The organism is Fructilactobacillus sp. X8R4C1 (assembly GCF_059900905.1).
Window position 1 is genome coordinate 55,107 of record NZ_JBWXVJ010000003.1, and the last position, 16,029, is coordinate 71,135.

A 16,029-nucleotide genomic window follows, 5' to 3' on the forward strand; every position below is an offset into this window, starting at 1 on the left:
TATAATAGTTATAAGAGATTCGTTTGAAGACAATGATACTAAGCTTTGAAGACAATGATACTAAGCATAGGAGAGATTAAAATGCTTGAAACTAAATTAAGAGGTGATGATGTTGAAATCACCAGTGATCTCCGTGATTACATTAATCATCACGTCAAAACAATTGATAAACGTTTTGATGCAAACGTGAAAGGGACTGCTCATGTTGATCTCATGAACTATTCTAACGAACGAATCAAAGCTGAAATCACTATTATCCTACCGAACTTCTTACTGCGAGGTGAGGGCAACTCTGATGACATTCACGAAAGCATTGATATCGCGATTCACGATATCCAGCAACAGATCGATAAATATGGCTCAAAGGTAAATGAAGAATTAACTGAGCATAAGTTATCCCACGTTTTTAATGATCCCGATAAACGATTAGCTGAATCTAAGATCGTTAGGAAAAAGCGGATTCCTTTACAGAAGATGACTTCGGAAGATGCCATTATTCAGATGAATTTGATTGGGCATGATTTTTTTGTCTATGTTGATGTCACCGATGGCACCACTGATATTGTTTATCGAAGACATGATGGGGACTATGGGTTAATTAAAACCGATCGTTAGAAAAAACAGAAATATCATATTTCTGTTTTTTTGTGATGAATTTTTAATTGATTTGATAAAATGTTAGAATAAGAAAATAGACTGAGAATTCGAGAAACAAAAACGGTTTAGACACTAGAGGAGAAATCAATCAATGGCAACAAACCTTTTAAAGAAATGGGTTGAAAGCGACAAAAGCGAACTGAAACGATTAGGAAAGCTCGCCGATAAGGTCAGCTCATACTCAGAACAATATCGAAAATTAAGTGATAAGGAATTACAAGCTAAAACTCCAGAATTTCAAAAGCGTTATCAAAATGGTGAAAGCTTAGATGACATGTTACCTGAGGCTTTTGCGGTTGCCCGTGAAGGTGCCAGACGAGTGCTCGGACTAAATCCATTTCGAGTCCAGATTATGGGTGGAATTGTCCTTCATGAGGGTAATATTGCTGAGATGAAGACTGGTGAAGGGAAAACGTTAACGGCTACAATGCCCGTATACCTGAATGCTTTATCAGGAAAAGGTGTTCATGTCGTTACGGTTAATGAATACCTATCACAACGTGATGCCACTCAAATGGGCCAGTTATACAATTGGCTGGGCTTAACGGTCGGGGTGAACTCGGCTGATAAGAATCCGGAAGAAAAACGAGCTGCCTATGATAGCGACATCACTTATTCAACTAATAGTGAGATTGGATTTGATTATTTAAGGGATAACATGGTGGTTTATAAAGAAGATCGGGTTCAACGCCCACTTAATTTTGCCATCGTCGACGAAGTTGATTCGATCTTAATCGATGAAGCCAGAACCCCATTGATCATTTCTGGTGAAGCTCGTGGGTCAAACAAGCTTTACATGCAGGCCGATAAATTTGCTAAGACACTAAATCCTAAAACGGATTTTAAAGTTGATTTAGAGACTAAAACGGTCTCTTTGAAGGATGTTGGAATTGAAAAAGCTGAAAAGTACTTCAATTTAAATAACCTTTACGATACGGAAAACACTGCTTTAACCCACCATTTGGATCAGGCTTTACGTGCCAATTACGTGATGGAAAAGGATAAAGATTACGTTGTCTCAAAAGACGAGGTTTTAATCGTTGATTCCTTTACCGGAAGAATCATGGAAGGTCGTCGTTTTTCAGATGGGCTTCACCAAGCACTTGAGGCTAAAGAGGGTGTTACCATCCAAGAAGAAAGCAAGACGATGGCTAACATCACCTATCAAAACCTATTTAGACAGTACAGTAAGTTAGCTGGAATGACTGGTACCGCTAAGACAGAACAGGATGAGTTTCGAGAAATTTACAACATGGATGTCATTGCGGTTCCAACCAATAAACCGGTTGTTAGAATTGATGAGCCAGATGTTTTGTATCCAAGTTTGGAATCAAAATTTGACGCCGTTATTGCCAAAATTAAAGATTTACACAAACGGGGACAACCAATCCTGATTGGTACGGTTGCGGTTGAAACTTCTGAATATCTTTCAGAGCGACTTGATGAAGAAAAAATTCCTCACGTAGTTTTGAATGCAAAAAATCATGCCAAAGAAGCTGACATTGTTGCTAACGCCGGTCAAAAGGGAGCTGTTACCATTGCAACCAACATGGCCGGTCGTGGAACTGATATTAAGCTTGGACCTGGAGTGGTCAAATTAGGTGGATTAGCGGTTATCGGGACCGAACGACACGAGTCACGAAGAATTGATAATCAATTACGTGGACGTTCTGGAAGACAGGGTGATCCTGGTTATTCTCAATTCTATCTTTCACTTGAAGATGATTTGATGCGTCGATTTGGGTCTGATAAGGTTAAAAGTATTCTTGACTCAATGAAAGTTGAGGGCGATGATGCGGTTATCCGGAGTCACGTGATTACTAAGCAGGTTGAATCGGCTCAAAAGCGAGTTGAAGGTAATAACTATGATTCACGTAAAAACGTGTTAAAGTACGATGATGTGATGCGTCAACAACGTGACGTGATTTACGGTGAGCGTAGTAAGGTGATTGACGAAAATAAGTCACTTAAGTGGGTTATTATGCCAATGATCAAACGAACGGTTAATCGAATTGTCAACTTGCACACTCAGGGCGATCAAAAGAAATGGGATCTCCAAACCATCCTTGATTTTGCGATTAATTCATTAGTTAGTCCCGATCAAATTAGCATTGATGACTTGAAGGGAAAATCAAGTGATGAAATTAAGGCATACTTGATGGGACTCGTTGATACTGAGTATGATAAGAAAGAAAAAGAGCTCCAGGATCCAGAACAGATGCTTGAATTTGAAAAAGTGGTTGTGCTTAGGGTGGTTGATTCACACTGGACTGACCACATCGATTCAATGGACCAATTACGAGAGTCAATCGGTCTTCGTGGTTATGGTCAATTAAACCCGTTAGTTGAGTATCAACGTGAAGGATTTAGAATGTTTGAAGAAATGGTCTCTGATATTGACTACGATGTCACTAGGTTGTTTATGAAAGCTGAGATCAGACAAAATATGGAAAGATAGTTTAAGAACGGAGGACTTTTGGTCTCCGTTTTTTCATCTTCAGGAGTATGAAATGGAATTAAGTGAAGCACGTGGACAGGTCGAAAAGATTAAAAAAGCCGTAGCTGGCTTTAGGGGGTCACTTTGACCTGGATCAACTAAGTGAAAATATTTCGGTTAATGAGGCTAAAATGGCTGAACCGGGATTTTGGGATGACCAAAGAAAAGCCCAGAAATTAATTGATGAGAACAATCGATTAAAATTAAAATATGATAATTTTAATTCACTGGCTAAAAAGGTGGAAGATTTAAAGGTTAATCTAGAGCTTCTTGAAGAAGATAATGACACTGATTTAAAAAAAGAGTTTGATGATGAACTAACCAATACCCAAAAGGAACTTAGTAGTTATCAGCTGAGTTTACTTTTGAATGGGAAATACGATGAAAATAATGCAATTGTTGAGATCCATCCTGGAGCTGGTGGAACTGAATCACAAGACTGGGGGTCCATGTTATTTCGGATGTATCAACGATGGGCCGAACAAAACGGCTTTTCGGTTTCAGTCGAAGACTATCAACCGGGTGACGTTGCTGGGATCAACAGTGTGACATTTTTAGTGTCTGGAACCAACGCCTATGGTTACCTGAAGTCAGAAAAAGGCGTTCACCGGTTAGTGCGGATCTCACCTTTCGATTCAGCAGGGCGGCGTCATACGTCGTTTGCCTCCGTTGATGTTATGCCAGAGCTTGATGAAACCGTGAACGTTGACATTAACCCAGAAGATCTCCGGATTGATGTTTTTCGATCAAGCGGTGCTGGTGGACAGCATATTAACAAAACCTCTTCAGCGGTTCGAATTACCCACTTACCAACTGGAATTGTCACCTCAAGTCAGGCCCAACGTTCACAATTACAGAATAGAGTTACAGCGATGAATATGTTAAAATCAAAGTTGTACGAACGTGAACAAGAGAAAAAAGAAGAAGAGGAAGCCAAGATTGAGGGTAAGCAGCTTGATATTGGTTGGGGTTCACAAATTCGTTCTTATGTTTTTCATCCCTATACAATGGTTAAGGATCATCGGACCAATTATGAGACTGGTAATGGTCAAGCAGTGATGGATGGTGATTTGAATCCATTCATTAACGCGTATTTGCAGTGGAATTTAAAACAGAAGAACCCAAAATAACGAAAAAGGAAGTTCATTATGTCAGTTGCGACTAATATTTTGTTTTTTGTCTTTATGCCAGCTTTTTGGTTTGCACTTATTCGCGTTTTCTTCGTTTACAATCGAAGAGTAAATCGAGAACGACGCTTATTTGAAAGTGCTGTTAACCCTAAATTTCACGAAGGATGGGTCTTTTTTAAATCATTAATTGTGCTGGGAATTGTTGGATCAATTTTAACTGCTTTGGTTGGGATTGAAGTGTCCTTAAATTGGATTTTATTATATGAATTATTGATCGCCATTAGTTTACTGATCCCAGGAATCTTAGTGCCGACATTGATTTTATTTGGATCAATTTTTGTTGGGGTCTTCTTCAATGATTATTCAATCCCGATGATTAAGGGTGGTGACTTTATTGGTGCCGTGAATATGAACGCATCAAGATCGGCCAATTACTTAGCCTTAATCACAATCATGCTGGTTCTAATGTTTATCTTTTTGAAGATGAATGGTAGGACAATTAACTCACCGCAGGTTTCAAAGAATCGGCGCGGAAACCGAGTGGCATCTTATGGATACAATGAGTTAGCTGTGATTCCGCTGGTACTGATGATTCCTGGTAAATTAATCGAAACGATCGTACCAATGTGGCCAGTTTTTAATATTTTTGGTGCACATGTAACCTTCTTGGTTGTTCCGTTTTTGATTGGTTTTCGCTTCAAGTTTGTTAATCATTTGCCAAATGAATTAATGCCACGGATTTCAAACGCGATTGGAGAACTGTCATTGTTAGCCATTTTACTAACGGCGGGCGCTTACTTTATGAGAAATAGTTACTACGCTATCATCGCGATTGCTTTATTGGCAGTGGTTTATGTAATCATCATGTATCACTTCCATCGTGTTGACCGAAAGACTGGAAATCAGATTAGTCAAGCGGTTGACGGAATCCGAATCATTGGGATTAAACCCCGCACTCCAGCCGATAAGATGGGACTTAAAACGGGTGACTTAATTGTTGAAGTTAACAACGTTCCGGTAAATTCGGAAAGTCAATTGTATTCTGCTTTACAAGATGATCCGACCTTTGTTCACATGAAGGTTAAAAATCGTAAGAATCAATTAGAGATTAAAGAAACGGCAATTTACGATGGTTCACCGCATGAGATCGGAATTGAAATGTTTCAAAATAATTAGTTAGAAGCACCCAGTTAATGGGCGCTTCTTTTATTTTGCATAAAATTAAGAACCGCCTAAATTAGGTCTGATTGTGTTAGAATTAAGTAAATTAATTTTATTTGGAGGTAGGTCCAATGGCTCAGAGTGTAACGGTAGCTGATTTAGTAAAGAACACTCATCTTAGTGTCTTTTGGGGTCGTGAATATTTAGACCGTCCCATTACCACTAGTGACATTTCACGCCCGGGACTGGAATTGACTGGATATTTTAACTACTACCCAGCCAAGCGAATTCAGATCTTTGGGATAACTGAAACCTCATTTGCAAAGGGAATGAGTGATGAAAAATTAAAAGAAGTAATGACCAAAATGTGTCAACCAGAAACGCCTGCATTTGTTATTTCTACTCAACTAGAACCACCTGAGCAGTTAGTGGCAGCCGCCAAAAAGGCTCACATTCCAATCTTAGGTTCAAAGTTAACCACCTCTAGAATTCTAAGTAATATGACGACGTATCTTGAAGCTAAGTTAGCCGAACGAAAGTCCATTCATGGTGTTTTGGTTGAAGTTTATGGACTTGGTGTTTTAATTACCGGTGATTCTGGAATTGGGAAGAGTGAAACGGCGCTAGAACTTGTTAAGCGTGGTCATCGTTTAATTGCTGATGATCGAGTTGAGGTTTATCAACAAGATGAGCAAACCTTGATTGGTCAAGCTCCCAAGATTCTTAATCACTTACTAGAAATTCGTGGGATTGGCATTATTGATGTAATGAACCTGTTTGGTGCCGGTGCCGTTCGTTCCCAATCAAAAGTGGACTTAATCGTTCATTTGGACCAGTGGAACAAGGATACTAAGTATGATCGGCTTGGGACCGACCGTGAAACAACTCGAATCTTTGACGTTGATTTGAAGAAATTGACGATTCCAGTCAAGCCCGGACGAAACTTAGCCATTATTATTGAAACCGCTGCGATGAACTTTAGGGCTCGTTCAATGGGATACGATGCGACTAAGGTCTTTGATAACAACTTAAATGAGTTGATCAAAGAAAATGCTTCTAAAAACAACCAGGAGCAGAAGCACGAAGAACAAGCAGTTGAACAAAATAAGAAAGATATTAGCCAAGATGCTAATAAGGATCCTGAATAGGAGTGGAAGTTGTGTTTAGCATATTGGCATTAAATCCGGTTGCGATTCATCTCGGACCAATTGCGGTCCACTGGTATGGTATTTTTATCGCTGCCGCTGTCTTGATTGCAGTTTACCTTTCAATGAAAGAAGCTAAGCGACAACACTTAAATGAAGATGTTTTATATGATTTGATTTTGTGGGCGATTCCAATTGCGATTATTTCGGCTCGAATCTATTATGTGGTTTTTCAATGGGGTTATTATCGCCATCATCTAGATGAGATTATTCAAATTTGGGATGGTGGAATTGCCATTTATGGAGCTTTAATCGGGGCTGGCTTATTTATTTGGTGGTTTTGTTTTAAACATCATTTGTCAGTCTGGCAGATTTTAGATATTGCCGCTCCAACCGTCATTATGGCTCAAGGAATTGGCCGTTGGGGTAATTTCATGAATCAGGAAGCATTTGGAGCGGTAACATCACTTCAATTTTTACAGCATTTACATTTACCTGACGTTATCATCAATCAAATGTTTATTAGCGGGGCGTACCGCCAACCAACGTTTTTATATGAGTCACTTTGGGATTTAGCAGGATTTGCTGTCTTGATGATTATGAGACATGCTCCGCAGTTCTTTAAACGTGGGGAAGTCTTTTTAAGTTACGTGATGTGGTATTCGTTTGGACGTTTTTTCACCGAAGGCATGCGGACCGATAGTTTAATGTTATTCGGCGTAATCCGGGTATCACAGTTGCTTTCCATTGTATTATTCGTAGTAGCACTATTTGTTTTAATTTATCGTAGACGAAACGACCAGTTAGTCTGGTACTACGGTAGTTAAGTGATTTGTAGGAGATAATTTAAATAATGACAGAAAAAATTGCAGTACTCGGTGCAGGATCATGGGGCAGCATGCTCGCCGATATTTTAGTTGAAAATGGGCATGAAGTTAAAATTTGGTCGAAAAGCAAGGAACAGGTGGATGAGTTAAATAATCAGCACACTAACTCCCATTACATCAAGAACTTTACCTTTCCAAAAGAGATGAAAGCTTATGCTGACATGGAAGAGGCACTTAAAGGAGTCGATGATGTTTTATTCATTGTTCCATCACAGGCAACTCGTTCGGTTGCAAATCAAGCTAACAAAATTTTGGGCAAGTTAGAAATGAACCCGTATATCATCCATGGAAGTAAGGGCATTGAAAAGGGTACCTATGATCGAATGTCTCAGGTATTGCAAGAAGAAATTGATCCTCAAAAGCGTAAGTCGATTTCAGCCCTTTCTGGACCTAGTCAAGCTGAAGATGTTGCTAGACGTGATATTACCTTAGTTACAGTCGCCAGTGATGATATGTCATCTGCTGAGCATTTTCAAAAATTATTCATGAATGATTATTTCAGAATTTATACTAATAACGATATTATTGGGGTTGAACTTGGTGGAGCTTTGAAAAATATTATTGCATTAGGAGCTGGAGCCTTGGTAGGTTTGGGTTACGGTGATAATGCAAAAGCAGCCCTCATGACCCGTGGTATTGCGGAAATATCACGTTTAGGTGTATCATTTGGTGCGGACCCATTAACTTTTAGCGGATTGTCTGGTGTAGGTGACGTGATTGTCACCGCAACTAGTTCTGATTCTCGCAATTGGCGGGCTGGTTATCAGCTCGGCAAGGGTAAGAAATTGGATGACGTTGTTAAAGACATGGGCATGGTGATCGAGGGAATCGACACCAATCAAGCTGCATTTGAATTATCAAAACAACGTGGGGTAGAAATGCCCATTACATCCGCAATTCATGCAGTAATTAATAATGAAGAAACCGTTTCTGACGCGATTTCTAATTTAATGTCTAGAGAAGGACGTTCAGAACAAGGTTAATTCTAAAAGGGGTATATAAGAAGATGAAAAAAGTAACTAAAGCTGTTATTCCTGCCGCTGGTTTAGGAACAAGATTTTTACCTGAAACGAAAGCACTTCCAAAGGAAATGTTACCAATTGTTGATATTCCAACCATTCAATACATTGTTGAAGAAGCTAAGGCTTCTGGAATCAAAGACATTGTCATTGTGATTGGTAAGGGCAAGCGTGCCATTGAAGATCATTTTGATTCAAACGTAATGCTTGAAGAAAACCTTGAAAAAAAGGGTAAAGAAAAGATGCTCAAGTCAATTCAGAAGACTAATGATATGAACATTTACTTTATTAGACAATCTTATCCACGTGGACTTGGCGACGCTGTTTTAACGGCCAAAAGTTTCATTGGAAATGATCCATTTGTGGTTATGCTTGGAGACGACTTGATGGAAGATACGACTCCGCTCACCAAACAATTGATGAATAGTTACGAAAAGACGGGAGCTTCAACCCTTGCCGTTATGAAAGTCCCTCATAAGGAGACTTCTAAATACGGAGTAATTGAACCAGTTAGCGAGGTTTCAAAGGGACTTTATAATGTGAGAAACTTCGTTGAAAAGCCAGATCCTAAGGACGCTCCTAGTGATTTAGCAATTATTGGACGTTACTTGTTAACTCCACAGATCTTTGACGTTTTGGAACACACTAAGCCAGGTAAGGGGAATGAAGTTCAGCTAACCGATGCCATCAATACCTTAAATCAAACTCAAAGAGTGTTTGCTCATGAGTTTAAGGGTGATCGTTACGATACCGGCAATAAGCTTAGCTGGCTTGAAACTAACATTACCTTTGGTTTAAAACACCCTGAAATTGAGCAAGAATTACGTGAATACATTAAGAACCTTGGTCAAAAGCTGACTAAGGAAGACGAACAACAGAAAAATTAGATTAAAATGCCGACTTTTGCCGGCATTTTTTATTTTGAAGTATAATGATTAAACATTTAATTCAGTTTATGATAATATAATTTTGTACAATTGATATTAGTCAAGGAGGTTTTTGGTTATGAAAATTAAATTAGGTGGACTACCAGTATCATGGTTAATGGGTGATGATCAACCAAAGGTTGGCGATTATCTACCAAAATTTACCGTAAAAAATGCTGAAGGGAAAGATGTTACGACTGATGATTTAAAGGGTCAGACAACGTTGATTAGTGTGGTTCCTAACTTAAAGACAAAGGTATGTAGTTTAGAAACTGCTCGTTTTAACCAGGAAGCATCAAAGTTTAAGGGAATTAAATTTGTTACCATTTCAAATAACCCAATTGAATACCAAAAAAATTGGTGTGCCGCTCACGGTGTCAACAACATGGAAATTCTTTCTGATTTTAATGGTTCATTTGGAAAAGCCATGCACTTATACATCCCGGCTTTTGGTCACTTAGCTCGGGTGGTTTACTTGGTAAATGCTGAAGGCAAAATTTTGTATTGCCAAGCAGTTCCAGAAATTACTCATCAACCAAACTACGAACCAGTTCTTGATGAGTTAAAGAAAGTAACAAACAATAAATAATGATTGAGGCGATATAATGGCAAAAAAGTATGATGTAATTGTAATCGGTGCTGGTCCAGCCGGAATGACGGCAGCATTGTATGCATCACGAGCCGAACTATCTGTATTAATGCTTGATCGTGGGATCTATGGTGGACAGATGAACAACACCGCCGAAATTGAGAATTATCCTGGATTTAAATCAGTCTTAGGACCAGATCTATCTAAAAAAATGTACGATGGGAGTACTCAGTTTGGTGCTGAGTATGGCTATGGAACCGTTACTGGCATTGACATTGATGGCGATAAGCGGATTGTTAAGACTGAAGACGGTGACTATGAGGCTCCTTCTGTAATTATTGGTGCTGGTTCTGAGTACAAGAAACTCGGAGTTCCCGGTGAGCAAGACTACAGTGGAAAAGGTGTTTCTTACTGTGCGGTTTGTGATGGCGCCTTCTTTAAAGGCGAAGACGTTGTTGTCGTTGGTGGCGGTGACTCTGCGATTGAGGAAGCTACTTATCTATCCAATATCGTAAAGCACGTTACGGTCATTCACAGACGTGATCAACTTCGGGCCCAGAAGATTCTGCAGAAGCGGGCCTTTGATAAGGACAATATCGATTTTGTTTGGAACAGTAACGTTACTGATATTGAAGGTGACGGTCAAAAAGTAACCGGGGTTGCGGTTAAAAACAACCAGACTGGTGAAACCACTAATATTAAAGCTTCTGGTGTCTTTATTTACGTTGGTATTTTACCAATGACAGCTGCCTTTAAAAACCTTGGAATCACTGATGAACAGGGTTGGATTGACACCGATGATGAAATGAAGACTAAGATTCCCGGTGTCTTCGCAGTTGGTGACGTACGAAAGAAACATCTACGTCAAATCACGACTGCGGTCGGCGATGGCGGAACTGCAGGTCAGGGCGTCTTCAATTACGTCGAAGAGCTGAAAACTAAAGATTAAACGAAAAGGAGCAGAGTCGATCTGCTCTTTTTGTATGGAAGCTTTGGTCTAATTGCTTTGCGAAAGTATGTTCGTATGCTAGAATTATTATAAGTAACGGGAGAAAGTTAATGCTTTCTCCTTTTTTTCCGAGTTTAAGAAGAGGTGCCAATATGATTAAAAAAACGAATAATAATTTTGACCTAGTTTCGAAATTTACTCCAACTGGTGATCAGCCTGAAGCCATTAAGGAATTGACTCAAGGAATCAAAAATGGGGATCGTGATCAGGTCCTTTTGGGTGCTACTGGAACTGGTAAAACCTACACCATGGCAAATGTAATTAAGAACATTAACAAGCCAACGCTGGTTTTATCTCACAATAAAACTTTAGCTGGGCAACTTTATAGTGAGCTCAAGCAGTTGTTTCCTAATAATGCGGTCGAGTATTTTGTGAGTTATTATGATTTTTATCAGCCTGAGGCCTATGTTCCTTCTAGTGATACCTATATTGAAAAGGATGCTTCGATTAATGACGAGATTGATCAACTGCGTCATGCCGCTACCAGTGCGTTACTAGAACGAAATGATGTGATTGTCGTTGCTTCGGTTTCTTCAATCTTTGGTTTAGGAAGTCCAAAAGAATATCAGGACCATACGGTTTCGTTACACGTTGGGCAACAGTTAGAGCGTGATGTCTTTTTGCGTCAACTAGTTAACATTCAGTTTGATAGAAATGATATTGATTTTCAACGTGGTCGCTTTCGTGTACATGGTGATGTAGTAGAAGTCTTTCCGGCTTCTAGAAATGAACATGCCTATCGGATCGAATTTTTCGGTGACGAGATTGACCGAATTACTGAAGTTGACACGTTGACTGGTGAAGTTATCGGTGAACGAAAACAGATTACAATTTTTCCTGCCACTCACTTCTTGACTAACAAGGAAACGATGGATGTGGCTTTACCTGAAATCAAGGATGAAATGGTAAAACAGGTTGCTAACTTTGAGAAAAAGGGCAAACTACTTGAAGCTCAAAGATTGAAGCAACGGACCACCTATGACATTGAAATGATGCGTGAAATGGGATATACAACTGGGATTGAGAATTATTCTCGTTATATGGACCGCAGAAAACCTGGCGAAGCTCCATACACATTATTGGACTTTTTCCCCAAAGATTATTTGATGTTCATTGATGAATCACATCGAACGGTTCCGCAAATCGGTGGAATGTTTAACGGTGATAAGGCTAGAAAGCAGCAATTAATTGATTATGGCTTTAGACTTCCCAGCGCGCTTGATAATCGACCATTAAAATTACCTGAGTTTGAAAAACGGGTTAATCAAGTGGTTTATATGTCAGCCACTCCGGGTCCATATGAAGAGGGCAAGACTAATCACGTTGTCCAACAAATTATTCGTCCAACTGGATTACTTGATCCAACCGTTGAAGTTCGTCCCACGAAAGATCAAATGGATGATTTGGTTGGTGAAATCAATAAACGAGTTCAAAATAACGAGCGTACCTTCGTTACGACCTTAACCAAGAAGATGGCAGAAGATTTAACCGATTATCTAAAAGATTTGGGAATTAAAGTAAAATACTTGCACAGTGATATTAAAACCCTCGAAAGAACCCAAATTTTACGTGATTTGCGTTTGGGTAAGTTTGATGTTTTAGTTGGAATTAACTTGTTGCGTGAAGGGATTGACGTTCCCGAAACATCATTGATTGCAATCTTGGATGCTGATAAGGAAGGCTTTTTGCGTGACAAACGTTCTCTTGTACAAACAATTGGAAGAGCAGCTCGTAATTCACACGGACATGTTATTATGTACGCGGACAACGTTACCGATTCGATGAAGTACGCGATGGATGAAACTGCCCGTCGTCGTTCCATTCAGATGAAGTATAATCAGGAACACAACATTACCCCTAAGACCATTATCAAACCAATTCCTAAGGCCATTTCTGCGTATAAACAGGGCGAGAAAAACAACGATGATAATACTAATGGAAGCTTTGTTGAATCCAATTTTGACCAAATGAGTGCTAAGGATCAAAAGGAAATGATTGATAATTTAGAAGACGAAATGAGAGCGGCAGCCAAAAAACTTGATTTTGAGCAAGCTGCTAACTTAAGGGATACCGTGATGCAGCTTAAGGGTGAGAAAAAGAAAAAGTGAGGTGGTTAGATGGCAAATGACGTCATTAAAATTAAAGGCGCCCGTGAACATAATCTAAAAGACGTAAACGTTGATGTCCCCAAGAATAAAATGGTGGTAATGACCGGTTTATCTGGTTCAGGTAAGAGTTCTTTAGCTTTTGATACTCTTTACGCTGAAGGTCAACGCCGTTATGTCCAAAGTCTTTCCTCTTATGCTAGACAATTTTTGGGTCAAATGGATAAACCTGACGTTGATTCAATTGAGGGACTTAGTCCAGCCATTTCAATTGATCAGAAAACAACTTCAAAAAATCCTCGTTCAACCGTTGGAACTGTCACTGAGATTAATGATTATTTGCGTTTATTGTGGGCAAGAGTTGGGACGCCAATTTGTCCAAATGATGGAACGGTCATTACTAGTCAATCCGTTGATCAAATGATTGACGAAATCATGGCCCTCCCTGAACGTACTAAGTTGCAGATTATGTCACCAGTTGTCCGTGATAAAAAGGGACAACATAAAAAAGTTTTTGAAAAAATTAAACGCGAAGGTTTCGTCAGAGTCCGAGTAGATGGTGAAATCCATGATGCGACCGAAGATTTTGATTTAGATAAAAATAAGCGTCATAACATTGACGTGGTAGTTGACCGAATTGTCGTTAGAGACGGCATTAATTCACGATTGTCAGATTCACTTGAGACAGCTTTACGTCTAAGTGACGGATATGCCATTGCCGACTTTCTTGGTAAGCGAGAGCCGATGGTGTTTTCGGAACATTACTCTTGTCCGATTTGTGGTTTTACGGTTGGAAAACTTGAACCACGTCTTTTCTCATTTAATGCCCCATATGGAGCATGTCCTGAATGTGATGGATTAGGAGTTAAGTTGGAAGTCGATAACGATTTAGTGGTCCCAGATCAAGATAAGACGCTTAATGAGGGAGCAATTGAACCATGGAATCCAATTAGCTCAAAATACTATCCAGCAATGTTAGAGCAGGCTTGTAAAGCCTTTAATATTGATATGGATACTCCATACCGTAAATTACCAAAGAAACAGCGTGATCTATTGATGAATGGTTCCAAGGGGAAAACGTTCCATTTTCACTACAAGAGTGATTTTGGTGGAGTTCGTGATGTTGATGCTCCCTTTGAAGGAGTCCTTAACAACGTTAAACGCCGTTATCATGAAACCAACAGTAATTTCACTCGAGAACAAATGGAAAAGTACATGACAGAATTAACTTGTCAGACTTGTCATGGGTACCGATTAAACGAAAAGGCTTTGGCAGTTAAGATTAATGGCAAACACATTGGAGAAGTTTCTGATATGAATATTGCCGATGAACGCCAATTCTTTAGTAAACTTACTTTTGGTGAACAAGATACGGTTGTGGCTCATCCAATTATTAAGGAAATCTGTGATCGACTGGAATTTTTGGAAAACGTTGGATTGAACTATTTGACTCTGTCTAGATCAGCCCGAACGCTTTCTGGTGGTGAAGCACAGAGAATTCGACTTGCAACCCAGATTGGTTCAAATCTCTCAGGAATTTTGTATGTACTTGATGAACCATCCATTGGTCTTCATCAGCGTGATAATGATCGCTTAATTAAGTCCCTGAAAAAGATGCGTGATCTAGGAAATACGTTGGTTATCGTTGAACATGATTCAGATACGATGCGTTCGGCCGATTATTTAATCGATGTTGGTCCAGGAGCTGGAGAGAAGGGTGGTAAGATTGTTGCCACCGGGACTCCAGAACAAGTGGCTCAAAATCCGAAATCATTAACTGGTAAATATCTCTCTGGAAAGAAGTTTATTCCCGTTCCTTTAAAACGACGAAAGGGGAACGGCAAAAACGTTACCCTAAAGGGTGCTTTAGAAAATAATCTCAAAGACATTACCGTTAAATTTCCACTTGGTAAGTTTGACGTGGTGACGGGAGTTTCTGGTTCCGGAAAGTCTACGTTGGTTAATGATATCTTAAAACGAGCCTTGGCCCAGAAGCTGAATCATAATTCGGAAAAACCAGGCAAGTATAAATCAATCACTGGATGGAAGAACATTGAAAAACTAGTAAGTATTGATCAAAGTCCGATTGGCCGAACCCCTCGAAGTAATCCAGCTACATACACTGGAGTCTTTGATGATATTCGGGGCTTGTTTGCCCAAACTAACGAGGCCAAGCTTCGCGGTTATAAAAAGGGACGGTTTAGTTTTAACATCAAGGGTGGTCGTTGTGAGACTTGTCATGGTGATGGAATCTTGAAGATTGAGATGAACTTTCTACCCGATGTTTACGTTCCGTGTGAAGTTTGTCATGGAAAACGGTATAATTCTGAAACGCTTGAGATTCAATACAAGGGAAAAAATATCGCTGAAGTTCTTGACATGACCGTGAATGAGTCGTTAGAGTTTTTTAAAGCCATCCCAAAGATTACGCGAAAGTTGCAGACCATTTCTGACGTGGGACTTGGTTACGTGAAATTAGGTCAACCAGCTAATACCTTGTCAGGTGGAGAAGCACAACGAATGAAGTTAGCTTCTGAACTCCATAAGCGTTCAACTGGAAATAACTTTTATATTCTTGACGAACCCACTACGGGACTTCATACTGACGACATCAAACGATTAATTGGGGTCCTTTCTAAACTTGTTGATAAGGGAAATACCGTTCTGATCATTGAACACAATTTAAACGTTATTAAAGAGGCTGACCACGTGATCGACCTCGGTCCAGAAGGTGGAGCAGCTGGTGGATACGTAGTTGGAACTGGAACACCCGAACAGATTGTTAAACTGAAAAATAGTTATACCGGCGAGTATTTAAAACCAGTCTTAGAGCGTGATACTAAGCGAACCATTGAAGCTCAACAGCATCAGCAAAAGTAGATGTGGTAAAATATGGTTGAAACA

General features: G+C 39.6%; 12 protein-coding genes. All 12 read left to right on the plus strand.

Going from position 1 to position 16,029, the window contains the following annotated elements; all coding sequences use genetic code 11:
• The first annotated feature begins 81 nt into the window (after positions 1–81).
• Positions 82–615 carry a ribosome hibernation-promoting factor, HPF/YfiA family gene (hpf, locus tag AC6UDA_RS05160; protein WP_500696817.1) on the plus strand — a complete coding sequence of 178 codons (534 nt, stop codon included), beginning with the start codon at positions 82–84 and terminating at the stop codon, positions 613–615.
• A 133-nt stretch (positions 616–748) separates the two neighbouring features.
• The gene (gene secA / locus AC6UDA_RS05165; protein ID WP_500711179.1) at positions 749–3,115 is read left to right on the plus strand and encodes a preprotein translocase subunit SecA; all 2,367 of its coding nucleotides are present in this window, start codon (positions 749–751) and stop codon (positions 3,113–3,115) included.
• Between the two features lie 52 nt (positions 3,116–3,167).
• A protein-coding gene (gene prfB, locus AC6UDA_RS05170) for a peptide chain release factor 2 (RefSeq protein ID WP_500711181.1) occupies positions 3,168–4,284 on the plus strand; the annotation gives its coding sequence in 2 pieces (ribosomal slippage) (positions 3,168–3,239 and positions 3,241–4,284; 1,116 coding nt in all).
• Between the two features lie 18 nt (positions 4,285–4,302).
• On the plus strand, positions 4,303–5,460 hold the full coding sequence (locus AC6UDA_RS05175; protein WP_500711183.1) for a PDZ domain-containing protein: 1,158 nt from the start codon (positions 4,303–4,305) through the stop codon (positions 5,458–5,460).
• A 116-nt stretch (positions 5,461–5,576) separates the two neighbouring features.
• The gene (hprK, locus tag AC6UDA_RS05180; RefSeq protein ID WP_500694441.1) at positions 5,577–6,593 is read left to right on the plus strand and encodes an HPr(Ser) kinase/phosphatase; all 1,017 of its coding nucleotides are present in this window, start codon (positions 5,577–5,579) and stop codon (positions 6,591–6,593) included.
• Between the two features lie 2 nt (positions 6,594–6,595).
• Positions 6,596–7,417 (plus strand): prolipoprotein diacylglyceryl transferase, encoded by an 822-nt coding sequence (lgt, locus tag AC6UDA_RS05185; protein WP_500711185.1) that lies wholly within the window; start codon positions 6,596–6,598, stop codon positions 7,415–7,417.
• A gap of 26 nt (positions 7,418–7,443) precedes the next feature.
• Positions 7,444–8,460, plus strand: a complete 1,017-nt coding sequence (locus tag AC6UDA_RS05190; RefSeq protein ID WP_500711187.1) for an NAD(P)H-dependent glycerol-3-phosphate dehydrogenase — start codon at positions 7,444–7,446, stop codon at positions 8,458–8,460.
• A 23-nt stretch (positions 8,461–8,483) separates the two neighbouring features.
• On the plus strand, positions 8,484–9,383 hold the full coding sequence (galU, locus tag AC6UDA_RS05195) for a UTP--glucose-1-phosphate uridylyltransferase GalU (RefSeq protein WP_500694438.1): 900 nt from the start codon (positions 8,484–8,486) through the stop codon (positions 9,381–9,383).
• Positions 9,384–9,501: 118 nt separating this feature from the next.
• Positions 9,502–10,011: a thiol peroxidase gene (locus AC6UDA_RS05200; RefSeq protein WP_500694437.1), complete on the plus strand. Its 510-nt coding sequence runs from the start codon at positions 9,502–9,504 to the stop codon at positions 10,009–10,011.
• A 16-nt stretch (positions 10,012–10,027) separates the two neighbouring features.
• A complete protein-coding gene (gene trxB / locus AC6UDA_RS05205; protein WP_500699851.1) occupies positions 10,028–10,960 on the plus strand; it encodes a thioredoxin-disulfide reductase in 933 nt (310 codons plus the stop codon).
• Positions 10,961–11,112: 152 nt separating this feature from the next.
• The gene (uvrB, locus tag AC6UDA_RS05210) at positions 11,113–13,128 is read left to right on the plus strand and encodes an excinuclease ABC subunit UvrB (RefSeq protein WP_500711189.1); all 2,016 of its coding nucleotides are present in this window, start codon (positions 11,113–11,115) and stop codon (positions 13,126–13,128) included.
• Between the two features lie 9 nt (positions 13,129–13,137).
• Complete coding sequence (gene uvrA, locus AC6UDA_RS05215) at positions 13,138–16,005, plus strand: excinuclease ABC subunit UvrA (RefSeq protein WP_500707321.1); 2,868 nt, start codon at positions 13,138–13,140, stop codon at positions 16,003–16,005.
• The last annotated feature ends 24 nt before the right edge of the window (positions 16,006–16,029 follow it).

What these genes read in the sequence shown, in the direction of transcription:
- hpf (WP_500696817.1), top strand. Translation starts at nt 82, where the DNA reads ATGCTTGAAACTAAATTAAGAGGTGATGATGTTGAAATCACCAGTGAT.
- secA (WP_500711179.1), top strand. Translation starts at nt 749, where the DNA reads ATGGCAACAAACCTTTTAAAGAAATGGGTTGAAAGCGACAAAAGCGAA.
- AC6UDA_RS05175 (WP_500711183.1), top strand. Translation starts at nt 4,303, where the DNA reads ATGTCAGTTGCGACTAATATTTTGTTTTTTGTCTTTATGCCAGCTTTT.
- hprK (WP_500694441.1), top strand. Translation starts at nt 5,577, where the DNA reads ATGGCTCAGAGTGTAACGGTAGCTGATTTAGTAAAGAACACTCATCTT.
- AC6UDA_RS05190 (WP_500711187.1), top strand. Translation starts at nt 7,444, where the DNA reads ATGACAGAAAAAATTGCAGTACTCGGTGCAGGATCATGGGGCAGCATG.
- galU (WP_500694438.1), top strand. Translation starts at nt 8,484, where the DNA reads ATGAAAAAAGTAACTAAAGCTGTTATTCCTGCCGCTGGTTTAGGAACA.
- AC6UDA_RS05200 (WP_500694437.1), top strand. Translation starts at nt 9,502, where the DNA reads ATGAAAATTAAATTAGGTGGACTACCAGTATCATGGTTAATGGGTGAT.
- trxB (WP_500699851.1), top strand. Translation starts at nt 10,028, where the DNA reads ATGGCAAAAAAGTATGATGTAATTGTAATCGGTGCTGGTCCAGCCGGA.
- uvrB (WP_500711189.1), top strand. Translation starts at nt 11,113, where the DNA reads ATGATTAAAAAAACGAATAATAATTTTGACCTAGTTTCGAAATTTACT.
- uvrA (WP_500707321.1), top strand. Translation starts at nt 13,138, where the DNA reads ATGGCAAATGACGTCATTAAAATTAAAGGCGCCCGTGAACATAATCTA.